This window comes from Pseudomonas sp. 67(2021), assembly GCF_017491835.1.
Taxonomy (GTDB): domain Bacteria; phylum Pseudomonadota; class Gammaproteobacteria; order Pseudomonadales; family Pseudomonadaceae; genus Aquipseudomonas; species Aquipseudomonas atacamensis.
In genome coordinates, this window is sequence record NZ_JAFGYL010000022.1 from 60,969 (window position 1) to 84,187 (window position 23,219).

Consider the following 23,219-nt stretch of genomic DNA (forward strand, 5'->3'; position numbering starts at 1 on the left):
GCCAACACCAATGTTGACTGTTAAATCGCCTTCGCGAGCAGGCTCGCTCCCACAAGGGGATGGTGTTGGGTCAGTAAACGTCCCGGCGATAGCGGCCCTGTTCGATCAGGCGTTCGACTTCGGCGCTGCCGAGGATATCGTTGAGGGCCTGGTCGACGCCTGAGGCCATACCTTGAAGGCTGCCGCAGATATAGATGACAGCACCATCTGCCAACCATTTCTTCAATTCATCCGCAGACTCACGCAAGCGATCCTGCACATAAATCTTCTCGGCCTGATCCCGCGAAAAAGCCAGGTCCAGCCGCGCCAGATCACCATTGACCAGCCATTCCTCCAGCTCGGCGCGGCAGAGGAAGTCGTGCTCGCGGTTACGCTCGCCGAACAGCAGCCACTGCCGTTGCTGGCCGTCGGCAATGCGTGCCTTGAGCAGGCTGCGCAGGCCGGCCAGGCCGGTGCCGTTGCCCAGCAGGATCATCGGCACGGGTTCGTTCGGCAGATGGAAACCGCTGTTGCGCCGCACGCGCAGGCTGATGCTGCCGCCCACTGGCGCGTGTTCGGTGAGCCAGCCGGAGCCGATGCCGAGGCTGCCGTCGTTGTGCTGTTCCTGGCGCACGATCAGTTCCAGCACGCCGTCAGCGGCAATCGAGGCGATCGAGTATTCGCGCATCGCCAGCGGCACCATCGCGTCGACCAGCGACTGCGCATGCAAACCGACCAGATGTGCGCGGTGTTCGGGCAGTTGGCGTGAGGCGAGGGCAACCTCCAGCGGCTCGTCGATGCCGTTGACCTTCACCTGAGTTTCGCCACGGATGCCGAGGCCGTCGAGGAAATGTTCGATGGCCCACGGGCAGTTGCGTGGCAGCACTTCGACCAGGTCACCGGCCAGCCAACTGCGGGTGTCCGGGGCTTTGAGACCGAGCAGGTAGACCGGCGCGCCGCTGCTGTCGGGGTTAATCAGTTCGCGACGGACCAGCGTCCAGTTGTCGTAGCTCGGTGCTTGCCAGGTTTCGCTCGGCGCCTGTCCGGTGAGCTGGCCGAGTTGGGTTTGCCAGTGACGCAGCGCATAAGGATCGCCGCTGTCGACCTCCACCGGGGCGAACAGGGTCTTGCCGCCGTGCTCGCCGAGCCATTGATGCAAGCGCTTGGCGAAGCCGCAGAAGTGCGCGTACTGCCGATCGCCGAGGCCGAGCACGGCGTAGTTGAGGCTGTCGAGTGTCGAGGCCTTGGCCAGCACTTTGCGTTCGAAACCACGGGCGCTGTCCGGCGCTTCGCCGTCGCCGAAGGTGCTGACCACGAACAATGCGTTATTCGAGTCCCGCAGATCCTGTTCGCTGAGATTGGCCAGCGGCTGCACGTTGACCGGCAATCCGGCGGCCTGCAATTGTCCGGCGGTCTGCCACGCCAGTTGCTCGGCGAATCCGCTCTGGCTGGCGAAACCGATCAGCCACGCCGAAGCATCGGCGGACGGTTGTGCGAGACCTTGGCGGGCATCCTTGATCTGCTTTTTCTTGCGTCGACGGTCCAGATACAGCAGCCAGCCAGTGATGAAAAACAGCGGCATGCACACCGCCGCAATCGTCACGATGATCCGCCCGACGAGGCCGAAGTAGCTGCCGACGTGCAGCGCATAAATGCTGGTCAGCAGTTGGGCCTTGAAGCTTTTGTCGGCATAGCGGTCGACGCGTTTGACCACGCCGGTGGCCGGGTCGAGGGTGATCTGGTTCAGCGCGCGGTCATGGGGCGAGCTGTCGAGCAGGTAGAACACCGTCGCCGGCTGGCCGGCCACCGCCGGCATGCGAACGTTGTACGCGGCCAGACCCGGGCCGGCAGCGCTGTAGATGCTGCTCCACATCGCCGCGTAGTCGGCGGTCGGTGCCGGGCCTTCCGGCGCCGGGCCGCGACCGCCGCGTACGCGTTCGTTTTGCGGCGCGTCGGAAAGCAGTCGGGTCAGGCCTTTGTTGTACCACTCGTACGACCATGACAAGCCGGTCAACGCCAGCAGCAGATAGACTAAAAGGCACCAGGTGCCGGCCACCGAGTGCAGATCCCAATTGAACGCGCGGCCCTTCTTTTTCCAGTCCAGAGTCAACCACACGCGCCAGCTGTTCCATTGGCGCGGCCAACGCAAATACAGGCCAGAGAGACAGAAGAACAACAGCATCAAGGTGCAGGCGCCGGTGATGTTGCGCCCGGTATCGCCCATGGCGAGGAAGCGGTGCAGTTGCAGCATCAGGCCGAAGAAATCCTGACCGGTGGCGTCGCCCTTGAACTCGGCGGTGTACGGATCGAAGTAGCGCATCTCGCCACGCCGTTCGCCTTTGGGTGGGGTGAAGTAAACGCGTGCGGCGTGACCGCTGTCGGTCTCGACCCAGAGCATCGCGACTTTCTTGCCGGAGGCGGCTTCAATGCGCTCCACCAGTTCCACCGGCGGCAGCACGCCGGCGACCTGTTTTTCCACCTGCAGAACGGACGGATTCAGCGCGCGCAGGATCTCGTCCTGAAACGAATAGGCCGCGCCGGTGATGCCCATCAGGGCCAGCACCAGCCCTGCGGTGATGCCAAAAAACCAGTGCAACTGGAACAGGGTTTTCTTCAACACGTCACTCGCCGTCCGTTCGGAAATTGTCATCACGGCGCGCATTATGCCGTGGGTTATCAAGAAGCGTTTTGCGTAACACACGAAAGCCCCGTTCAACTGAATGAACGGGGCCGAGCCTCGCGGCACATTCCCTGTGGGAGCGAGCCTGCTCGCGAAAGCGGTGTGTCAGTCAGCATCGATGTTGCTGAAAGATTGCCTTCGCGAGCAGGCTCGCTCCCACGGATTTTCACATCGGTCAGAAGTGGAAATTGGTGCTCAACAGCGCCGTACGTCCCGCCGCCTGGTTGGCGAAGTGGGTCGAGAAGGCTTTGTCGTAATAGGTTTCGTCGGTCAGGTTCTGCACGTTGAGTTGCAGGTCGACGTTCTTGGTCAGCTTGTAGGCCGCCATCGCGTCGTAACGCACGTACGAATCGACCATCGTTGTGTTGGCAACACTGCCGTAGACGTCGTCGACGTAGAACGCGCCACCACCGATCGTCAGCTTCGGCGTGACCTGATACGTGGTCCACAGGCTGGCGCTGTTTTTCGGCGTGTTCGGCAGATCGTTGCCGTCGTTGGCGCGACCCAGCGGGCCACCGTCAACCTGTTCGCTGTCCATGAAGGCGTAACCGGCGAACACCTGCCACTTGTCGGTGATCTTGCCGCTGGCCGACAGTTCGAAGCCTTGCACGCGGGTCTTGCCGGCATTCTCGTAGGAGCTGGTGTCGACCTGCACGCGAGCGTTTTCCTTCTCGGTGCGGAAGATGTCGGCGGTCAGCGACAGGCGATCATTGAGCAGATCCCACTTGGTGCCGATCTCGTAGTTCTTGGTGGTTTCCGGCTCCATGTCGCTGCTCAGCAGGTTGCCGCTGCGATCCGGGGTGCCGCCCAGCGGGTTGCCTTCCTGACCTTCGCCCAAAGTGTTGCCCGGCGGCGTCGCCGAGGTCGCATAAGAGGCGTAGATGCTGCCGTTTTCCGCCGGCTTGTAGACCACGCCGAACTGGCCGGTGACGAATTCGCTGGTGTCATCACCCTTGGAGGTGGTGCGGCCTGCGGCGTTGTAGGTTTTGTAGTCGGTGTCGAAGTGGTCGTAGCGCAGGCCCATGTTCACCAGCCATTGCTCGGACAACTCCAGCGTGTCGAACACGTACAGCGCGTAGGTGTCGGCCTGGGTGTCGGTGCCGGCGTAGTTGCGCGAGATTGCGCCGTTCCACGGATCGTTCGGATTCGGGTTCGACAGCGAGGTGCAGTTGTAACCGCTGGCGGCGCCGATCAGGCCCGGGTTGCAGTTGGTGGTGACAGCGCTGGTGCGCGGCGTGGTGTCGGTGTTGACGTTGTACGAGGATTTCTCGCTCTGCTCACGGGTGTATTCGACACCGGTGGAGAAGCTGTTCTTGAAACCGGCCACGTAGAAGGTGCCGAACAGGTCGGTCTGGTTGGTGGTGGTTTCAGTATTGCTCACCCGCGTGTTGGCCCGACGCCAGACGCTGCCGTTGTTGACGTTGCCCTTGCTGTCGTCCGGCTGGGTGAGGATGTAATCCTGCATGCTACTGCCGTGGCGCAGGGTGTTCTTGATGGTCAGCGCATCGTTCAGGTCGTGCTCGATGGCGAAGGTCGCGGTGTCGGTGCGGCCCTTGCGGAAGTCGCGATCCAGACCATAGAAGTTGTCGTGATCGCCCCCGGCGTATGGCTTGTCCGGGTTGGACTTGGTGCGTGCGGCCGAACCACCGGTGGGAATGGTGTACGGGATGCCCGAGTCCGGGGTGTCGTTGCTTTCCAGATGGTAGTAGTCGAGGTTGACGCGGGTATCGGTGCCCAGGCCGAAGGCCAGCGACGGCGCGATGCCCCAGCGGTCGTAATCGACCTTGTCGCGACCGGCGACGTTGCTCTCGTGGCTCATCAGGTTGAGACGGCCGGCAGCGCTGTCGCTGAACTGGTAGTTACCGTCGAGGGTGTAGCGCTGGGTCTGGTCGGAGCCATAGGTGAAGCCGCCGTCGAACGAGTTGCCCAGATGGGCTTTCTTGCTCACCAGATTAATGCTGCCGCCGGCTGCGCCGCGACCGCCAATCGCCGAGTTCGGGCCTTTGCTGACTTCGATGTTTTCCACGGCAAAGATTTCGCGGCTCTGCGAACCGGTGTCGCGCACGCCGTCCAGATAGGTGTCGCCCTGGGCGTCGAAGCCGCGGATGAACGGACGGTCGCCCTGCGGGTTGCCGCCTTCACCGGCGCCGAAGGTGATGCCCGGCACAGTGCGCAGCGCGTCCTGCATGTTCAGCGCGCCGGTGTCCTTGAGCACTTGTTGCGGGATGACGGTGACCGAGCGCGGGGTGTCGACCAGCGGTGCGGTGTACTTGGGCGAGGAGGCTTTTTCGACCTGGTAGGACGTCGAGTCCTGGGCTTCGCCGGTGATGGCGGTGGCGTCCAGGGCGATGGCGTTGCCGGACGCTTTGCTGTCGGTTTTTTCCGCCGCGAAGACCATCTGCCCAGCCGAGCCGGCGGTGATTGCGACACCGATTGCCGAGGCGAGCAGACGTGGTGAACTGACCGGTAATTGTGCGTGTTGACGTGCCATTGTTATTCCCCTCCCCAAGGATTTGAGGCGGCGGAATATAGGGTAAACAGGTATTCGTATCAATTGCGAAACATTGTTATTCGCATTGAATTTACATTCTTTACAATTTGCCCTTACGGTTTCTGCCTGTTCGTTCGTCTTGCGGGTTTTACACGGTCAATAAGAATCAATACCATTGCCGCCTTCTTGCCATCAGGTGACATCGCCATGCTGCTGCACATTCCCGGGCTGTTCGCAAAAGACGAAGTGCAGCGCATCCGCCAGGCTCTGGAGCAAGCGGATTGGGCCGACGGCAAGATCACCGCCGGCTTCCAGTCGGCCAAGGCCAAGCACAATCTGCAACTGCCCGAAGGCCACCCGCTGGCCAAGGAGATCGGCGCGGCGATGCTCGAGCGGCTGTGGAAGAATCCGCTGTTCATGTCCGCCGCATTGCCGCACAAGGTCTTCCCGCCGTTGGTGAACTGTTACACGGCCGGCGGCAGTTTTGATTTCCACATCGACAACGCCGTGCGCCAGCCCAAGGGCAGCATCGAGCGAGTGCGCACCGATTTGTCGGCGACGTTGTTTTTCAGTGAACCGGAAGATTACGACGGCGGTGAGCTGGAAATCCAGGACACCTACGGCACCCAGCGTGTGAAGCTGCCGGCCGGCGACATGGTGTTGTATCCGGGCACCAGTTTGCACAAGGTCAATGCGGTCACACGTGGTGCGCGTTATGCCTCGTTTTTCTGGACGCAAAGCCTGGTGCGCGAAGACAGCCAGCGCGCGTTGCTGTTCGAAATGGACGGGGCGATTCAGCAGCTGACTCAGGACGTTCCCGATCACCCTTCGCTGATCCGCCTCACTGGCACTTATCACAACCTGCTGCGGCGCTGGGTCGAGGTATGAGTTTCCAGTTGCGCCGCGAGGAAGTTCTCGATGCGGCCGGGTTGGCGGCAATGCTTGAAGAAAGCCCGGCCCGCGCTGCGCAAGCGATTTTGCTCGCGGCGGGCGAGGGTGAGGTTGAAGCGCAGGCGCTGCTTGGGCAGATCCTGCTGGACGGTCAGGGCATCGCGCAGGATCAACCGCTTGCATTGCGCTGGTTCGGCATCGCCGCCGGGCGCGGACATCTGATGGCGCGCAATATGGTCGGGCGTTGTCATGAGCATGGTTGGGGTTGTGCGGCGGATGCCTCGGTGGCGGCGCAGCATTATCGAATCGCTGCCGAGTCGGGGCTGGACTGGTCGATGTACAACCTGGCCAACCTTCTCGCCATGGGGCGCGGCGTCGCGCAAAACCAGGCGCATGCCTTGGACTTGTATCGTCGTGCAGCTGACTTGGGCCACGCCAAATCGATGAATTTGCTGGGTCGTTATCTGGAGGAAGGACAGCATTGTCCGCAAGACTTGCCGGCGGCGCGTGAGTGGTATCGCTGTGCCGCTGAGTCCGGTGATTTTCGCGGACAATTCAGTCACGCCGGGGTGCTCGCCGACGCGGGGCACATCGAGGATGCGCTTGGCTGGCTGGGCAAAGCGCTGGCTACGGGCAACGAAAAATTCCTGCGGGTCGCCGCTGAGTCGCTGTTGAATGCGCCGCACCCGCGCATTCGAGCGATGGGCGAAGCTTATCGTATGCGCTTATCCGGCGGTATGTAAGAGCTTAATTGTGTTGCTTGTCAATAAATTGAATTGTTTTGGTTCTAAGTGATTAGTCGGTTGATTAATTGACTTGTAGTGATTGCTCACATTTATCAGGTTGTTGGTTTTTATCCTGTTGTCCTAAGGTATTTTTGCGATACGGCGATTCAACTAATTGAAAGGTTTTTGGCGTGTGTATCGAAAATAACTTTTAATAAGTATCCGAAGAGACAAGGAGTTTCTTATGGGCATCAGGGTAAATAACAAGATTGTTGAGGCTGCTGCAAAAGCACCTCAGATATTTGTCAGTGCGTCACTCGGTGAGGGTGAGGAATATAATCGGGATACCGGTATACAATTGACAAAAGAGCAAATCATCAGTTTAAGAAAGTATGAAGTTCTTGGTTTGTCTTTGCCGGTTCGATTGCAGGATGTTATTTCCTATTTGAACTATGGGGCAGGAGATGGCGGTGGTGTAGGCCTGACACCTGCTGACTTTCTGCGGACATTCACCACCACCTATGATCACGCCAAACGCTGGTCGCCATTGCGCGAGCAAATCATGCTCACTGGCACTGATTTGAAGATCTTCGCAGGGAGCATCATCCGCACCGGCCTGGCTATTGTCGAGATCTATGAGGATCTGAAAGTTTCCGGATACCTCGAAAAATACGATATCAAAACCCCCGAAGAGTACTTGAAACTCAAGCAACAGTTCCCCAATCTTCCCGGCCTGGACTTGCCGGAAGGCGATGTTCCAGAAATCAAGGACTACCTCAACGACTTGCTCGGCAAGGTCCGGCTCTGCCATTTGAAAGCCGAGAGAGTCCGTGAGGAGCTGGACAAGTTTGGTACCGACATGCGCGAGAAAGTGTTACCGGAAATCAGGCTGCGATTGGAGTTCGTCTCGAAGAACACCTATCAGGCGGATATTCAGGTGCTACAAGCTGTGATCGACCAGCGCTCGAAGGATATTGATGAACTTAATAAGCAGTATGATCAATTAGTCCAGGAAGCGATCAAGGCTGCAGCAACTCTGAATATCGGCGGCTTGATTCTCGGTATTTATCAAGGAGTGAAAGCAGAGAAAATTCGCAAGGAGCGAAACAGACTCAAGGACGAGCAGCAAGCTGACAACCAGAAAATGGCCAGCAAGAACCAGACACTGAGTTCCTTGAACAAAGTGCGCGACGACTTGCAAAACCTCAGCTATGTTGCGATCGAAGCTGAAGTTGCTACACAAAATCTGATGCTGGTTTGGAACGCGCTGAGTACTTACATCAGTGCGTCCGTCAATGACATAAACCTCCTCGAAGAAGCTACTTCCTTGAGGAAATTCAAAAATCAGCTACTCGGGGTAATTGATCCGTGGGAGCAGATCAAAGTCAGTGCCGATCAACTGCTCGGTGTATTTGCAGCGGCTGACAAAGAGTATGGAAGCAGCCTTCAAACATTCAGGAGCAAGACCGTCATGCTATCGCTAAAAAGTCATTCAGCTTATCCGGAAGTCAATATCGCGGCGTTGCGTAATCACGCTGGCGTGATTCAAGCCGAAAATACCACGGCGCAAATGCTGTTTGAGCAGTTCGATTATTTACCGGGAACAGTCAGCAGCATGAATGAGCTCTGTGTCGCTGTTCAGAGAGCAACATTCGATATTCGTGATCAGGCACAGGCTAACATCATCTATCTGCAACGTGCGCAAGCCAAGCTCAAGGGTTATCAGGTGGAACTTCCCAGTCCAGACGATGAGGAAGAGATTCATGAAGATATGGAGTTCGAACTCAAGGGCATCTTCAACAAGCTTTCGGAGCGATCTGAAGACCTTAAAGTCACCCGCAACGGAATGAGCACTCCTTATGATCGGGCCACCTCGCAGCAATGGGTCGCGACGCTGCAACAGGATCGCGATGTATCGCAAGCGCTGAAAATCAATGCTGAAGAGAAACTGATCGATCTCGAAGCGCAGATGAAAACGGTTTCCGATGGAATCGATTTGATCGCCAAGGCCGGCGTGGAAAAAATCGGTGAGGAAGCACAGCTAACGCTGGATCGTCTTAAAGCACTCGGGCTGGCGCCACCCCAGGTGCAAGTCGCATTGCTGGCCATCGATACCCTGAAAAAAATAATCTCGGGTATCGGCGAGGCGATTTCTTTCCTGAACATGCTGGCGTCCTACGACAGGCTCAAGGAAAAAGCCGGCGATTTGCGCACCCAGGTCAGGAAATACCACAACGACATCGTTCGGATCGACGGAAAAATTCAATTGGTCACTGTGCTGGATCAACTGGACGAGGGACGCTGGCGCTATGTGAACGAGTACTCGAACCTGGCGGCGGGTATGGAATTGTTCTGCCGAGACTTCAAGCAGGACAAGGCACAACACGTTGAGGAGCGAGCGGCTACGGCAATTGCTCGTATTAACGACGTAATCAAATATCTGAAGCTGACTCAATAATAAGGAGTCGGGAGCGGTGGGCTGCGCGCCCATCGCTTTCGAATAATGATGAATTCATTTGCCCATGAGTTTTCTGCAGAGCAGCGGCGCGTTCTGGATCGCTACACAGCATTTCTCGGCTCTATTCACACATTGATCGCCAATATTCCCGTGGTATTCGAATGCCGTAGACACAGCGGCCATGCTCTGGCGGTATTGGCCAGTGACTCGCGCCTGAACAATGTCCCTTTCAATGAGCGCTACTTGCGAGACTTCTGGGGATGCACCAAAGAGGTAAGTCAGCTATGCAGTGCTTACGTATCGGAGCTGGCGACGTTCACAAGCGAGTCATTGGAAATCGGCAAAAATACCTCTCGAAATACTCTTCTCAGCCAAGTGGATTTCAACTTGTATAGTTTGTCCCGGTCGCCGACCTGGATCTTGTTTCCGCCAACCGATGTCTCGGATCTTGTTCACGAGCTGGTGCTGCGCCTGTACCGGCTGAGGGCGATGGTACGCCAGTTGAAATATACAATCGTTGAAGTGCATGACGAGTCGTTCGGGCTTAAATCGGTATTTGCCAAAGCGATGGATCACCGCTCTTGCCAGTGCCATACCGAACCGACAATCGTTCAGGAGTTGTTTCGCGAGAGGCGCACTCAACCGTTTTGGGACGGGGCGTACTCGTCAATGGATCCGCTGGTCCGGGGCGTGGAATACAAGTCGGGTGTTGTTGGATTGTTCCACGGATTGGCATCCGTGAGCATGCAAGTCGGAGTGTTTCTCGAGACAATTGAAATGTACATGGACACGGCTATTCATGAGCTCTTGACGGCGGAGCGTGAGTCGAAACTCCGTGCACTGAATTTCAAACTGGCTGCAACGGAAGAGCAAGCCGAAGAATTCATGGCGATGCTTAACGATCTTGAAACATGGCTGCGCCCAAAAAAAAGGCCCCAGTGAGGGCCTTTTATTCAGAGCATTGATTACACGTAGTAGGACTTCAGCGGCGGGAAGCCATTGAACTCGACCGCGCTGTAACTGGTGGTATACGCACCGGTCGACAACCAGTACAGACGATCACCAATCGCCAGGTTCAGCGGCAAGCCGTACTTGTAGTTCTCGTACATGATGTCGGCGCTGTCGCAGGTCGGGCCGGCGATGACGACTTCTTCCATCTCGCCTTTCTTCTCGGTCCAGATCGGGAACTTGATCGCTTCGTCCATGGTTTCGATCAGGCCGGAGAACTTGCCCACATCGGTATACACCCAGCGCTCGACGGCAGTGCGCGACTTGCGTGCAACCAGCACCACTTCGCTGACCAGAATACCGGCGTTGGCAATCAGCGAACGGCCCGGCTCCAGAATGATTTCCGGCAGGTCGTCACCGAAGTCTTCTTTCAGGAAGCGAATGATCTCTTCGGCGTAGGTTTCCAGGCTGTTGGTGCGGGTGATGTAGTTGGCCGGGAAGCCGCCGCCCATGTTGATCAGCTTCAGGTGAATGCCGTCTTCTTCTTTCAAGCGTTCGAAGATCACTTTGACCTTGGCGATCGCCGCGTCCCAGACACTGATATCGCGCTGTTGCGAACCGACGTGGAACGAGATGCCGTACGGCACCAGACCCAGGTCGCGGGCGAGGATCAGCAGGTCCATGGCCATGTCGGTCTGGCAGCCGAACTTGCGCGACAGCGGCCAGTCAGCGGTGGTCGAGCCTTCAGTGAGAATGCGCACATAGACTTTCGAACCCGGTGCAGCCTTGGCGATGTTGCGCAGGTCGGCTTCGGAGTCGGTGGAGAACAGACGCACGCCCTTCTCGTAGAAGTAGCGGATGTCCTTGGATTTCTTGATGGTGTTGCCGTAGCTGATACGGTCCGGGCTGACGCCGCGATCCATGACTTTGTCCAGCTCGTAGATCGAGGCGATATCGAAGCTCGAACCCTTGTCTTTGAGCAGGTCGATGATCTCGACGGCCGGGTTGGCCTTGACCGCGTAGTAGACCTTGGCGAATTCGAAACCGGCGCGCAGATCATCGTAGGCCTGGGCGATCATCGCGGTGTCGATCACCACGAACGGGGTTTCCTGTTTGTCGGCGAACGCCTTCATTTTGTCGAATGTAGCGCGCGCGAAATAGTCTTCGACCTGGATCGACATGCTGGGTGCTCCTATGGGCAAACTCGTAAAAACAATGGGTGCATGAACGCCCTCCGTATCCCCACTTTGGTTCGCCTACTTCCCAAGGCATGTCGCCGAAAGCAAAAAGGCCCAGAGATGTGCAGTTATCCCTTGGCCTTGCTGTCTCGTCGTCAGTACTTGAGCCGGATGGATCGTTTCCAGCATGGACGTTCGGCGCGAACTTTAGGGCGTGAGGGGCGCGAGATCAACTAAAAATGTCGCGTTTTTGCACGCTTCTGACGTGCGTCGCGTTCATCACTCCTTCTACCCGACCGAGATGACGGGCAGATGTTCCCGGTGAATTTTCAAGTGTTAAACATATCTGCACGTTCGGGGCTTTTGTCGGCTAGATCGCGGGTAAGTGTGATGGCGGCAACATCGGCGACGTTGGCGTCGAGAGAGGGTTTTGAAGCGGGATTTGGACCTCGAAGAAGCTGAATTGACGGCGCGCTTGCAGGAGAGGCTGTTGAGATTCTTTGTCACCTTGTAAAGATCAACAAAATCACGCAGATCCTGTGGGAGCGAGCCTGTTCGCGAAGGCATTTTCACAGCCGCCATCAGCGTCGACTGATATTGCGCTTTCGCGAGCAGGCTCGCTCCCACAGGGATCGGGTTTCAACCACGCAGACGGATTATGCGACCACCGTCTCAGCCGGCGAGACGATACTGGTCTTCATCCCCCGCGAACGTCCCGAGCTGAGGTATGCCGCAATCGACTCCTGCGTCACTTCCCCGAGGAATACCCGTTCGGCATCCATCACCGGCAGCCAGGCGCGGTTGAACTCGTACATGCGCGACAACAGGATGCGCAGGTGCTCGTCGTACGCTGCGGTGGCGTTGAACTCACGCAGGAATTGCGCGCAGGTGCCGGTCTGGCGATGCAGGTCGCGACGGCGCACGTAACCCAGCGCCTTGTTCTCTGCGCAAGTAACCACGACATAACGGCGGTCGTGCTCGTCCATCAATTCCAGCGCATCGGCCACTGGCGTTTCCGGGCTCACCGACGGCGCGTTGTCCGCCGCGTCTTCGGCCTTCACCAACAGCAGGCGTTTGAGCGTGCTGTCCTGGCCGACGAAGTTGCTGACGAAATCATCCGCCGGATGCGCCAGCAGGGTGTCCGGATGGTCGATCTGCAGCAGCTTGCCGGCGCGGAAGATAGCGATCTTGTCGCCCAGCTTGATCGCTTCGTCGATGTCGTGGCTGACCATGATCACGGTCTTGTTCAGCGCGCGCTGCATCTCGAAGAATTCGTTCTGGATCATCTCGCGGTTGATCGGGTCGACCGCGCCGAACGGCTCGTCCATCAACAACAGTGGGGCGTCAGCCGCAAGCGCACGAATCACGCCGATACGCTGTTGCTGACCGCCGGACAATTCACGCGGATACCGATGCAGATACTGCTTGGGCTCAAGCTTGATCATGCTCATCAGTTCGCGGGCGCGGTCGTGGCATTTCTGTTTGTCCCAGCCGAGCAGTTTCGGCACCACGACGATGTTCTCTTCGATGGTCATGTTCGGGAACAGACCGATCTGCTGAATCACGTAGCCGATGTTGCGGCGCAGGGTCACCTCGTCGAGATCGGTGGTGTCTTCGCCGTTGATGAGGATCTTGCCCGAGGTCGGTTTGATCAGGCGGTTGATCATTTTCAGCGTGGTGCTTTTGCCGCAACCCGATGGCCCGAGGAACACGCAGATCTCGCCTTCATTGACGGTCAGGCTTACCGAGTCCACGGCTTTGACATCTTTGCCGTTGCTTTGGAAAGTTTTGCTGAGGTTTTGAAGTTCGATCATTTGAGGAGTCCTGTGTAGGGGGTGTTCGCCGCAAATGGCGGGCGCGTTGGATCTGTGATGCCACCGGGCAAGGCGTGGGACGCAGGAAATGTCGTTTCCTTTTCAAGTCCCACAACGCAGCCCGGTGGCATCACAGCTCCAACCCGGAGGGCCGCGCCCCACAAAGCGCAATACGTCGTTACTCGTCGTTCATTTGAAGAAACCAAATCTCTCTCCTCGCGCCTAGTCTTGCGCTTTGTGGGGCGGCGGCGCGCCCGCCATTTGCGGCGAACACCCCCTACTGGTCAACGAGCGTTGCAGCCATTGGAGAAACAGGTCGGCGAAAATCGCCAGAAGACTGACCAGCAGCGCGCCGACGATAAGCATCGACATGTCACTGCGGCTGATGGAGGCGAGGATCAACACACCGAGGCCGCCGGCGCCGATGGTCGCGGCGATGGTCATCACGCCGATGTTCATCACCACGGCGGTGCGCACGCCGGCAAGAATCACCGGCACCGCGATCGGCAGTTCAACCATGCGCAGGCGCTGGCCGAAGGTCATGCCGATGCCGCGCGCAGCTTCGCGGATGCCCGGCTCGACGCCGGTGAGGGCGAGGTAGGTGTTGCGCATGATCGGCAGCAGCGAATAGAGGAACACGGCAGTGATCGCCGGCAGCGGCCCCAGGCCCTGGCCGAACTTGGAGTAGAACGGCAGCAGCAGACCGAACAGGGCAATCGACGGCACGGTCAGCAGCACCGTCGCGCTGGCCTGCAGCGGGCCGGCCAGGGTGGGAAAACGCGTCATCAGGATGCCCAGCGGCACGCCAATGACGATCGCCAGGGTCACGGCGATGCCGACCAGAGTGATGTGCTGCCAGGTCAGGTGCATCACCTGCTGCCAGTCGAGATGGGAAAAGGCGTTCAGAAATTCCATGACTTCTCCTCTCTTAATTCAGTGGGTGCTGGCGCAGGAAATCGGCGGCGACGGACGATGGGCTCTCGTGGTCGACGTCGACCCGCGCGTTGAGCTGGCGCATGGTTTCGTCGTCGAACAGTTCGGCCAGCGGCTTGAGTTGTTCGGCCAGTTTCGGGTTGGCGTCCAGCGTGGCCTGACGCACCACGGGAGCGGCGGTGTAGTCGGGGAAGTAATGCTTGTCGTCTTCCAGCAATTTCAGGCCGAAGGCGTTGAGACGGCCGTCTGTGGTGTAGACCAGACCGGCAAACACCTGACCGTTACGCAGCGCGGTGTAGACCAGGCCGGCGTCCATCTGGCGGATGTTCTTGCGGGTCAGGTTCATGTCGTAGAGCTTGACCATGCCGTCGAGACCGTCGGAGCGGTTGGCGAACTCGGTATCCAGCGCCACCAGATGGTTGGTCTTGGCCTCGGCGCGCAGCACTTCGTTGAGCTGGCTGATATTGCCGATCTGCGGGTATTGCTCGGCGACTTTTTTCGGCAAAGCGAGGGCATAGGTGTTGCTGAATTTCGACGGCGTCAGCCAGACCAGGCCTTTTTTCGCGTCGAGTTCTTTGACCCGGGCGTAGGATTGCGCGCTGTCGAGTTTCTCGGTGACGTGGTTGTAGGCCACCAGCGACACGCCGGTGTATTCCCAGAGCAGGTCCAACTGGCCACTTTCGTGGGCGCTGCGGGCGAGGTTGCTGCCCAGACCGCCGGTGATCTGCGCGTCGTAGCCTTTGCTGCGCAGGTATTGCGCGGTGATTTCGGCGAGCAGGGTCTGCTCTGTGAAGACCCGGGCGCCGAGGCGGATGACCGGTTTTTCAGCGGCTTGCGCGATTCCTGCGAACAGCAGGACGCAGCCTAAGATCAAGCTAAGTCGTTTCATAAATATTCCTTCGCAAAGCCTTAAGACGGGCGCAGACCGCGTTCCAGCCAGAGACGGCTGGCGAGGGTGACCACGCCATCGAGCAACAGCGCCAACAGCGCGGTGCACGCGGCGCCGAGCAGCAGTTGCGGCTGGTTGTTCAGGGCGATGCCGGGGAAGATCAGGCTGCCGAGGCTGTTGGCGCCGATCAGGAACGCCAGCGGCGCGGTGCCGACGTTGATTGCCAGTGCGACCCGCACGCCACCGACGATGATCGGCACGGCGTTGGGCAATTCGACTTTCCACAACACTTGGCGCGGGGTCATGCCGATGCCGACAGCGGCTTCCTTCAGCGAGCCCTGCACATTTTTCAGGCCTTCATAGGTGTTGCGCACGATCGGCAACAGCGAGGCGAGGAACAGGGCGAAGATCGCCGGCCCGCTGCCGATGCCGAGGATGCCCAGCGCAATCGCGAGCACGGCCAGCGGTGGCACAGTATTGCCGATATTGAAGATCTGCATGAAGCGTTCGGCGCGGCCGACCATGCTCGGGCGGCTGAGGAAGATACCGGCGGGAATGCCCACGACAAGGGCGGCCAGCATTGAAGCGAGGACGAGAATCAGATGAGCTTGCAGGTAAAACAACAAATCGTCGCGGTAGTGTTCGATCGTGTTGATGCCGATCCAGTGGACCAGCAGGGCCAGGAGCGCGATCACCACCGCACCTCCCATCAGCCCTTTGCCATAGCGGATAGCCACAGGCGGACTCCTTTTTTTGTAGTCGGCGAGCGCTGCTCCGCGTGGCAAGCCATTCCTGGCTGCCGGAGTCAGCGTTCGCGAAAAGTAGCCGTTTTCCAGCACCGGCCAAGCGGTGCGAAAGCGAGCCATGAGCGCAGCCTCGTCAGGCTAACTTGCTGATTTTCAGCCCCTGACGAAAGTTCGTAACAGGGGATGGACGTCTCCGTGCTTTAAAAGGTTCCCATCTGAGGCAGCATTTGGCCACCCTTAATGTGCTCAACGGTTCGGTTATTGTGCTGAGTTGGGCTATAATCGCGGCCCTTTTTTGAATCACCGCCAGGCGATTTCCCATGACCCAACAGGCCGCCGAAGTCGCGAAACGCCGCACTTTCGCCATTATTTCCCACCCCGATGCCGGTAAAACCACGATCACCGAAAAGCTCCTGTTGATGGGCAAGGCGATTGCCGTGGCCGGTACGGTGAAATCCCGTAAATCCGATCGCCATGCGACATCCGACTGGATGGAGATGGAGAAACAGCGGGGTATTTCCATTACCACGTCGGTCATGCAGTTCCCCTATCGCGAACACATGATCAACCTGCTCGACACTCCGGGCCACGAAGACTTCTCCGAAGACACCTACCGCACCCTGACAGCGGTGGACTCGGCATTGATGGTGCTCGACGGCGGTAAGGGTGTTGAGCCTCGGACCATTGCGCTGATGGACGTCTGCCGTCTGCGTGACACGCCGATCGTCAGCTTCATCAACAAGCTCGACCGTGACATCCGCGACCCGATCGAACTGCTCGACGAGATCGAAGCCGTTCTGAAGATCAAGGCTGCGCCGATCACCTGGCCGATCGGTTGCTACCGGGATTTCAAGGGCGTGTATCACCTGGCCGACGACTACATCATCGTCTACACCGCCGGTCACGGTCACGAGCGCACCGAAACCAAGATCATCGAGAAACTCGACTCCGACGAGGCGCGCGCGCACTTGGGCGACGAGTACGAGCGTTTCATCGAGCAGCTGGAACTGGTGCAGGGCGCCTGTCACGAATTCAACCAGCAGGAATTCCTCGACGGCCAACTGACCCCGGTGTTCTTCGGTACTGCACTGGGCAACTTCGGTGTCGACCACGTGCTCGATGCTGTCGTCGATTGGGCGCCGCGTCCGCTGGCCCGTGTGGCCAACGAGCGCACCGTCGAGCCGGTCGAAGAGAAGTTCTCGGGCTTCATCTTCAAGATCCAGGCGAACATGGACCCGAAACACCGCGACCGCATCGCCTTCATGCGTATCTGCTCGGGCAAGTACGAAAAAGGCATGAAGATGCGCCACGTGCGTACCGGCAAGGACGTGCGCATCGGCGACGCCCTGACGTTCTTCTCCTCCGAGCGTGAGCAACTGGAAGAGGCGTACGCTGGAGACATCATCGGTCTGCACAACCACGGCACGATCCAGATTGGCGACACCTTCAGCGAAGGCGAAGTCCTCGGTTTCACCGGTATTCCGCACTTCGCCCCGGAACTGTTCCGTCGCGTGCGTCTGCGTGATCCGCTGAAATCCAAGCAGTTGCGTCAGGGCTTGCAGCAGTTGGCGGAAGAGGGCGCGACGCAGGTGTTCTTCCCCGAGCGCAGCAACGACATCATTCTCGGCGCCGTCGGTGTGCTGCAGTTCGATGTGGTCGCCAGCCGTTTGAAAGAGGAATACAAGGTCGAGTGCTCGTATGAGCCGATCACCGTGTATTCGGCGCGCTGGATCGAGTGTGACGACAAGAAGAAGCTTGAGGAATTTTCCAACAAGGCGGTGGAGAACCTCGCGCTGGATGGCGGTGGTCACCTGACTTACCTGGCGCCGACGCGGGTGAATCTGGCGTTGATGGAAGAGCGCTGGCCGGATGTGAAGTTCCGCGCGACGCGGGAGCATCATTAAGGTTTGAGGTGTTTTTCTGAAAGCCCCTGAGGTGTAGGCCTTGGGGGCTTTTTTATGGGCTGCCGGTTTTGGTCTTGGCGGCCGTTGGGCCGACCAGGCTGTTGGGGTTTTGGGTGAATATCCGTTGCTGCGGGTGCTGCGGCTGGCGGTTTCGCCCTTACGGCGAGTCACCTTTTTCAAACGCCGGAGTGCCGGCCCAGCAAAAAGGTAACCGAAAAGGCTTGCTCCTACGTTCGGCCCTCGCAGGCTCGGGTTCCTTCGCTCCGGGATCGATCCGGGCGCAGCGGCTACGGTTTGCTTCGCTGCACCTCCTTCCGCTGTGTTCGACTTCGTCGAACGGTCGCTGCGCTCCCACGCCCGGATCAATCCCTCCACTCAGCCTTCCGACGTCGCCGGTGGATCAACAGCAAGATCAAAAGCACTCGAGCTTGCGCTCATTGTTGAGTGGGGCGGCTTTGCCGCGGGCAGCTGCGCTGCTTTGCTTTTTTGTGGGAGCGAGCCTGCTCGCGATGGCGGCCTGACTGCCGGCCTGTTTCTGAGGAGGTACGCGGTCAAATTGTAGGAGTGAGCCTGCTCGCGAAGGCGGCCTGACAGTCTGCCTGTTTCTTGAGGTCGTCCCCAATCCAATTGTGGGAGCGAGCCTGCTCGCGAAGGCAATCTGCGAGCCGACGATTTTCTGTTTGATGCACTCAATCCAATTCGGTTGTTGAAGACTGCGAGCCTGAAAAGCAAGGTCAAAAGTTCTCAGCCTGCGACATTTCCTACAGCGTGTTGTAGGGCGGATCCTTTTTTCCGTGTTTTGGATGTGCTGGTATGCGACAACCGCCATGCTGACCGGTAGTGTTCCAGTCCCTGCAAGTCGTTCGAAGAGGTCAATGGAGTGACGAGTCGGCTGAATCCCCTGTTGCTTCTTAAAGGCTATTTCACCCCCATGGCCTGGGTCCTCGCGGCTCTGTTGTTCATCAATCGCCTCAGCGCCATGGTCAAGCTGTTCATGGCGCTGTACCTGCGTCAGGAGCTGGGCCTGGCGATTGAAACCGTGGGTTGGTTGCTTTCAGCCTATGGCGCCGGGTTGCTGGTCGGTTCGATGCTCGGCGGCTGGCTCAGTGATCATGTGCGCACGGCGCGGCTGACAGCGGCGTTGTTTTTCGTATCGGTGTGGGTGCTGATGCTGTTGGGGCTGGTGACGCAGGTGCCGTGGCTGGCCGCTTTGCTGTTGCTCAGCGGTGTGATCGACGGGGCGATTCGGACGTTGCATCAGCGGCTGATCATGGAGTATTGCGAAGTCGCGCAACGTTCCCGTGCGCAGGCTCTGAGTCGGGTCGCGCGTAATCTGGGCATGGCCGCTGCCGGAGTTGCGGGCGGGGTGTTGGCGCAGGCGGATTTTCGTTGGGTGTTTTTTGCCAGTGCGGCGATGACGATGCTGGCGTTGCTGTGGTTCGTGCGCACGACGTGGCGGCGGCCGGTGCTGGTGGTTGAAGACGAATCGACCGATGGCTCAAGCCTGCCGTATCGCGACAAGCCGTTCCTCTGGCTGCTGGCGGCGACGGCCGTGCTCGGCATTGCGTTCGACACGGTCTACAGCACGCTGGGCAATTATCTGCGTGATTACTACCACCTGAGCACCGAAGCGATCGGTTGGCAGTTCGGGCTCAATGCGCTGTTGGTGATCGCGCTGCAGATCCCGCTGTCGCACTCGGTGGAACGCTGGGGCTCGCGTTGGCAAATGATCGTCGGCAGTGTGCTGTTGGCCTGCGGATTGGGCATGTTGCCGTTCGGTTCCGGCTTGGCTTTTGTCTGTCTGTCGACACTGATCTGGACGCTGGGCGAGGCCTTGTTCATGCCGCCGTTGAATGTACTGGCGATGCAGTTTGCCCAGAGCGGCAAGAGCGGTCAGTACTTCGGCTTGTTCTTCATGAGTTGGAGTGCCAGCGCGCTGTTGTCGCCGGTGCTCAGCGGTCAGCTGTATGGCCAGTTTGGCGGGCACAGTGTCTGGCTGATGAGCGCACTGCTGGTGCTGATCTCCATTCCACTGACCTGGCAGGCCACGCGCGGCGCTTAGCTGATTCGGTTATCAGGGTTATTCGAAAGCAATCTGGCGGTCGATGGCATTTCTGCCTGCGCGGTCGCGTCCTAAGTGGTGAGCCGGTCGGATCGCAACTAGATTTCACATCGAGCCAATCCGGCAAGCATGTCTTAGCGCAACAGGATGGAGTCGGCCATGAAAAGCAGATTGCTACGGGTTTTGATGTTGTTGAAAGTGATGGTGATGCTGTCCCTCGGCACCGCAACGGCGTGGGCCGAGTGCGAGGATCACGAATCTCAGGCGTTTAACGGCCAGGTAGGGCATAGCGGCCTGATGCTGGCCAAGTCCGAGTCGGAACCGGGGGATATGAATCAGGGTGGCAGCGCTGATGACGACGACTCGACCACGGACGATCCGGATACCGATGACCCGGATGACGAAGGCGATAGCCAGACATAGATCGCCGGGCAAAGAAAAACCCCTTCGGCCTCGACTGATGCGCAATCGAGGTGGAAGGGGTTTTGTTATCGCATGAATTCTTGAATCAACACGAACTCACTGTGGGAGCGAGCCTGCTCGCGAAAGCGTCATTTCAGTCGACAATGTTGGTGACTGTTACACCGCATTCGCGAGCAGGCTCGCTCCCACATGAGATATTTCGTGGGCCTACGCCGCGCCGTCGAGGAACTGCTCGGCGTAGTGGCAAGCCACCTGCCGATTATCCAGTTCGCGCAACAGCGGTTCTTCCGTGGTGCAACGTTCGGTCGCGTACGGGCAGCGCTTGTGGAAAGCACAGCCCGGTGGCGGGTTCAGCGGGTTGGGCAGTTCGCCGACGATCTTGATTTTCGGCTTGTTCGGGTCCGGGTGAATCGTCGGGGTCGCCGACAGCAGCGCTTGGGTGTACGGATGCAGCGGGCGCTCGTAGATGTCGTTTTTCGGTCCCAGTTCCACCGGGCGGCCGAGGTACATCACCATCACGTCATCGGCCACGTGCTGCACCACCGCGAGGTTGTGCGAGATGAACACGTAGGCGGTGTTGAACTCCTGCTGCAGATCCATGAACAGGTTGAGCACCTGGGCCTGAATCGACACGTCCAGCGCCGAAGTCGGTTCGTCCGCCACCAGCACTTTCGGTTGCAGCATCATCGCCCGCGCCAGGGCGATACGCTGACGCTGACCGCCGGAGAACATGTGCGGATAGCGCTGGTAATGCTCAGGGCGCAAGCCGACCTGCTTCATCATCGCCTGGACTTTCTCGCGACGCTCAGTGGCCGACAGCTTGGTGTTGATCAGCAGCGGCTCGGCCAGTTGATCACCGATTTTCTGCCGTGGGTTCAACGACGCGTACGGGCTCTGAAACACCATCTGCACGTCTTTGCGCAGTTGCTTGCGCTCGGCCTTGTCGGCGCCGGCAACTTCCTGACCGGCGATCTGCAGCGAGCCCGACGACGGCTCTTCGATCAGCGTCAGGGCGCGGGCGAGAGTGGATTTGCCACAGCCGGATTCGCCTACCACGGCAAGAGTCTTGCCGGCTTCCAGTTCGAAAGACACGCCGTTGAGCGCGCGCACGGTGGCGTGGCCCTTGAACAGGCCACGGGAGACTTCGTAGTGACGGGTCAGGTCGCGGGCGGTAAGTACGACGGCCATTACGCCACCTCCTGGTTCAGCGGGTAGAAGCAGCGGGCGAGGCTGTTGGCTTTCGGATCAAGGCCCGGACGCTGGGTGCGGCAGTTGTCCTGCACGTACGGGCAGCGCGGCGACAGCAGGCAACCCTGCGGACGGTCATAACGGCCCGGGACGATGCCCGGCAGAGTCGACAGACGTGAGGCGCCGAGGCTGTGCTCGGGAATCGCCTTGAGCAGCGCTTCGCTGTACGGGTGCGCCGGGATGTCGAACAGTTGCGGCACCTGACCGACTTCCACAGCTTGACCGGCGTACATCACGCAGACGCGCTGGGCGGTTTCCGCCACGACCGCGAGGTCGTGGGTGATCAGCACCAGGCCCATGTTCTGCTCTTTCTGCAACGCCAGCAGCAGATCCATGATCTGCGCCTGAATCGTCACGTCCAGCGCGGTGGTCGGTTCGTCGGCGATCAACAGTTTCGGCTCGCCGGCAATCGCCATGGCGATCGCGACGCGCTGGCTCATACCGCCAGACAGTTGATGCGGGTAGGCGTCCATGCGGCTGGCGGCGCCCGGGATCTCGACTTTTTCCAGCAGTTCGATGGCACGCTTGCGCGCTTGCTTGCCGGACATTTTCAGGTGCAGGCGCAGCACTTCCTCGATCTGGAAACCGACGGTGTAGCTCGGGTTCAGCGCGGTCATCGGGTCCTGGAAGACCATCGACAGGTCTTTGCCGACGATCTGCCGACGCTGACGATTGCTCAGCTTGAGCATGTCCTTGCCGTCGAAGCTGAGCGAGTCGGCGGTGACGATGCCGGGATGCTCGATCAGGCCCATCAGCGCCATCATGGTCACGGATTTACCCGAACCCGACTCGCCAACGATGGCCAGCACTTCGCCTTTGTCGACTTTCAGGTCGAGGCCGTCGACCACCGGGGTCGCGGTCTTGTCGCCGAAGCGGACGTTGAGATTCTTGATTTCTAGCAGTGACATTTGAATCTCCTCAGGCGGCGTTCTTGAGTTTCGGGTCCAGCGCATCGCGCAGGCCGTCGCCCATCAAGTTGATTGCCAGCACGCTGAGCAAAATGGTCAGGCCAGGCAGACTTACCACCCACCAGGCGCGTTCGATGTAGTCGCGGGCCGAGGCCAGCATGGTGCCCCACTCAGGGGTAGGCGGTTGTACGCCGAGGCCGAGGAAGCCCAGTGCAGCGGCATCGAGAATCGCCGAAGAGAAGCTCAGGGTTGCCTGCACGATCAGCGGCGCCATGCAGTTGGGCAGCACGGTGATGAACATCAGACGCGGCAGACCGGCACCGGCCAGACGCGCGGCGGTGACGTAGTCGCGGTTCAGTTCGCCCATGACGGCGGCACGGGTCAGACGCACGTAGGACGGCAGGGAAACCACAGCAATCGCGATCACGGTGTTGATCAGGCCAGGGCCGAGGATGGCGACGATCGCCACGGCCAGCAGCAGCGATGGCAGGGCCAGCATGATGTCCATCAGACGCATGATGGTCGGGCCGACCACTTTCGGGAAGAAACCGGCGAACAGACCCAGCAGGATCCCCGGAATCAACGACATCACCACCGACGACAAGCCGATCAGCAACGACAGGCGCGAACCCTGGATCAGACGCGACAGCAGGTCACGGCCGAGTTCATCGGTGCCGAGCAGGAACTGCATCTGCCCGCCTTCGAGCCACGCCGGCGGCGTCAGCAGGAAGTCACGGTATTGCTCGCTCGGATTATGCGGCGCGACCCACGGCGCGAAGATCGCGCAGAAGATGATCAGCAGCATGAACAGCAGGCCGGCAACGGCGCCCTTGTTCTTCGAGAACGCTTGCCAGAATTCTTTGTACGGCGACGGGTACAGCAGGCTTTGATCCACGGCGGACGTGGCGGTGGCTACTGAGGATGTTGGAGTGCTCATGGGTA

17 protein-coding genes are annotated in these 23,219 nt (G+C 59.2%); 7 read left to right on the plus strand and 10 right to left on the minus strand.

Annotated features, from left to right (window positions below):
* Positions 1 to 70: 70 nt before the first annotated feature.
* Together J5M66_RS22570 and J5M66_RS22575 are read right to left on the minus strand one after the other, a co-directional pair.
* A complete protein-coding gene (locus tag J5M66_RS22570; RefSeq protein WP_207809278.1) occupies positions 71 to 2,599 on the minus strand; it encodes a sulfite reductase flavoprotein subunit alpha in 2,529 nt (842 codons plus the stop codon).
* A 235-nt stretch (positions 2,600 to 2,834) separates the two neighbouring features.
* Positions 2,835 to 5,150, minus strand: coding sequence for a TonB-dependent siderophore receptor (locus J5M66_RS22575; protein WP_016771736.1), 2,316 nt, complete (start codon positions 5,148 to 5,150; stop codon positions 2,835 to 2,837).
* Positions 5,151 to 5,357: 207 nt separating this feature from the next.
* Between J5M66_RS22575 and J5M66_RS22580 the strand changes: the two genes are divergently transcribed.
* The 4 genes from J5M66_RS22580 (at position 5,358) to J5M66_RS22595 (ending at position 10,166) form a co-directional block, all read left to right on the plus strand.
* Positions 5,358 to 6,038, plus strand: a complete 681-nt coding sequence (locus J5M66_RS22580; RefSeq protein ID WP_024011586.1) for a Fe2+-dependent dioxygenase — start codon at positions 5,358 to 5,360, stop codon at positions 6,036 to 6,038.
* Positions 6,035 to 6,784, plus strand: coding sequence for a tetratricopeptide repeat protein (locus J5M66_RS22585; protein WP_207809266.1), 750 nt, complete (start codon positions 6,035 to 6,037; stop codon positions 6,782 to 6,784). Before J5M66_RS22580 ends, J5M66_RS22585 begins: the two co-directional genes overlap by 4 nt.
* Before the next feature lie 226 nt (positions 6,785 to 7,010).
* Entirely contained in the window at positions 7,011 to 9,224 is a 2,214-nt protein-coding gene (locus J5M66_RS22590) for an alpha-xenorhabdolysin family binary toxin subunit A (protein WP_207809268.1), read from the plus strand.
* A 48-nt stretch (positions 9,225 to 9,272) separates the two neighbouring features.
* Complete coding sequence (locus tag J5M66_RS22595; RefSeq protein ID WP_207809270.1) at positions 9,273 to 10,166, plus strand: hypothetical protein; 894 nt, start codon at positions 9,273 to 9,275, stop codon at positions 10,164 to 10,166.
* Between the two features lie 23 nt (positions 10,167 to 10,189).
* On the opposite strand, the gene J5M66_RS22600 is transcribed toward J5M66_RS22595, so the two are convergent.
* The 5 genes from J5M66_RS22600 to J5M66_RS22620 form a co-directional block, all read right to left on the minus strand.
* On the minus strand, positions 10,190 to 11,353 hold the full coding sequence (locus J5M66_RS22600; protein WP_123443380.1) for a type III PLP-dependent enzyme: 1,164 nt from the start codon (positions 11,351 to 11,353) through the stop codon (positions 10,190 to 10,192).
* Between the two features lie 653 nt (positions 11,354 to 12,006).
* On the minus strand, positions 12,007 to 13,164 hold the full coding sequence (locus J5M66_RS22605) for an ABC transporter ATP-binding protein (protein WP_016771732.1): 1,158 nt from the start codon (positions 13,162 to 13,164) through the stop codon (positions 12,007 to 12,009).
* A gap of 222 nt (positions 13,165 to 13,386) precedes the next feature.
* A complete protein-coding gene (locus J5M66_RS22610; RefSeq protein ID WP_122880550.1) occupies positions 13,387 to 14,079 on the minus strand; it encodes an ABC transporter permease in 693 nt (230 codons plus the stop codon).
* Positions 14,080 to 14,092: 13 nt separating this feature from the next.
* Positions 14,093 to 14,986 carry a glycine betaine ABC transporter substrate-binding protein gene (locus tag J5M66_RS22615; protein ID WP_016771730.1) on the minus strand — a complete coding sequence of 298 codons (894 nt, stop codon included), beginning with the start codon at positions 14,984 to 14,986 and terminating at the stop codon, positions 14,093 to 14,095.
* 20 nt (positions 14,987 to 15,006) lie between these two features.
* The gene (locus J5M66_RS22620) at positions 15,007 to 15,696 is read right to left on the minus strand and encodes an ABC transporter permease (RefSeq protein WP_166554532.1); all 690 of its coding nucleotides are present in this window, start codon (positions 15,694 to 15,696) and stop codon (positions 15,007 to 15,009) included.
* Between the two features lie 356 nt (positions 15,697 to 16,052).
* Here J5M66_RS22620 and J5M66_RS22625 point away from each other — a divergent pair, with 356 nt between their 5' ends.
* The 3 genes from J5M66_RS22625 (at position 16,053) to J5M66_RS22635 (ending at position 20,121) form a co-directional block, all read left to right on the plus strand.
* Positions 16,053 to 17,636 (plus strand): peptide chain release factor 3, encoded by a 1,584-nt coding sequence (locus J5M66_RS22625; RefSeq protein WP_016771727.1) that lies wholly within the window; start codon positions 16,053 to 16,055, stop codon positions 17,634 to 17,636.
* Positions 17,637 to 18,567: 931 nt separating this feature from the next.
* Entirely contained in the window at positions 18,568 to 19,698 is a 1,131-nt protein-coding gene (locus J5M66_RS22630) for an MFS transporter (protein ID WP_243433015.1), read from the plus strand.
* Between the two features lie 159 nt (positions 19,699 to 19,857).
* Positions 19,858 to 20,121 carry a hypothetical protein gene (locus J5M66_RS22635; protein ID WP_071174375.1) on the plus strand — a complete coding sequence of 88 codons (264 nt, stop codon included), beginning with the start codon at positions 19,858 to 19,860 and terminating at the stop codon, positions 20,119 to 20,121.
* Positions 20,122 to 20,328: 207 nt separating this feature from the next.
* On the opposite strand, the gene J5M66_RS22640 is transcribed toward J5M66_RS22635, so the two are convergent.
* From J5M66_RS22640 to J5M66_RS22650, 3 genes are read right to left on the minus strand one after another with little or no spacing between them, the layout of a single operon-like run.
* Positions 20,329 to 21,309, minus strand: coding sequence for a peptide ABC transporter ATP-binding protein (locus J5M66_RS22640; protein WP_016771723.1), 981 nt, complete (start codon positions 21,307 to 21,309; stop codon positions 20,329 to 20,331).
* Positions 21,309 to 22,277: an ABC transporter ATP-binding protein gene (locus J5M66_RS22645; RefSeq protein ID WP_016771722.1), complete on the minus strand. Its 969-nt coding sequence runs from the start codon at positions 22,275 to 22,277 to the stop codon at positions 21,309 to 21,311. Before J5M66_RS22645 ends, J5M66_RS22640 begins: the two co-directional genes overlap by 1 nt.
* A gap of 10 nt (positions 22,278 to 22,287) precedes the next feature.
* Positions 22,288 to 23,214 (minus strand): ABC transporter permease subunit, encoded by a 927-nt coding sequence (locus J5M66_RS22650; RefSeq protein WP_016771721.1) that lies wholly within the window; start codon positions 23,212 to 23,214, stop codon positions 22,288 to 22,290.
* Between the last annotated feature and the right edge of the window lie 5 nt (positions 23,215 to 23,219).

Coding starts and splice junctions, on each gene's coding strand:
- J5M66_RS22575 (WP_016771736.1), bottom strand. CDS start 5,150: ATGGCACGTCAACACGCACAATTACCGGTCAGTTCACCACGTCTGCTC.
- J5M66_RS22580 (WP_024011586.1), top strand. CDS start 5,358: ATGCTGCTGCACATTCCCGGGCTGTTCGCAAAAGACGAAGTGCAGCGC.
- J5M66_RS22585 (WP_207809266.1), top strand. CDS start 6,035: ATGAGTTTCCAGTTGCGCCGCGAGGAAGTTCTCGATGCGGCCGGGTTG.
- J5M66_RS22590 (WP_207809268.1), top strand. CDS start 7,011: ATGGGCATCAGGGTAAATAACAAGATTGTTGAGGCTGCTGCAAAAGCA.
- J5M66_RS22595 (WP_207809270.1), top strand. CDS start 9,273: ATGAATTCATTTGCCCATGAGTTTTCTGCAGAGCAGCGGCGCGTTCTG.
- J5M66_RS22600 (WP_123443380.1), bottom strand. CDS start 11,353: ATGTCGATCCAGGTCGAAGACTATTTCGCGCGCGCTACATTCGACAAA.
- J5M66_RS22605 (WP_016771732.1), bottom strand. CDS start 13,164: ATGATCGAACTTCAAAACCTCAGCAAAACTTTCCAAAGCAACGGCAAA.
- J5M66_RS22610 (WP_122880550.1), bottom strand. CDS start 14,079: ATGGAATTTCTGAACGCCTTTTCCCATCTCGACTGGCAGCAGGTGATG.
- J5M66_RS22615 (WP_016771730.1), bottom strand. CDS start 14,986: ATGAAACGACTTAGCTTGATCTTAGGCTGCGTCCTGCTGTTCGCAGGA.
- J5M66_RS22620 (WP_166554532.1), bottom strand. CDS start 15,696: ATGGGAGGTGCGGTGGTGATCGCGCTCCTGGCCCTGCTGGTCCACTGG.
- J5M66_RS22625 (WP_016771727.1), top strand. CDS start 16,053: ATGACCCAACAGGCCGCCGAAGTCGCGAAACGCCGCACTTTCGCCATT.
- J5M66_RS22630 (WP_243433015.1), top strand. CDS start 18,568: ATGGCCTGGGTCCTCGCGGCTCTGTTGTTCATCAATCGCCTCAGCGCC.
- J5M66_RS22635 (WP_071174375.1), top strand. CDS start 19,858: ATGAAAAGCAGATTGCTACGGGTTTTGATGTTGTTGAAAGTGATGGTG.
- J5M66_RS22640 (WP_016771723.1), bottom strand. CDS start 21,309: ATGGCCGTCGTACTTACCGCCCGCGACCTGACCCGTCACTACGAAGTC.
- J5M66_RS22645 (WP_016771722.1), bottom strand. CDS start 22,277: ATGTCACTGCTAGAAATCAAGAATCTCAACGTCCGCTTCGGCGACAAG.
- J5M66_RS22650 (WP_016771721.1), bottom strand. CDS start 23,214: ATGAGCACTCCAACATCCTCAGTAGCCACCGCCACGTCCGCCGTGGAT.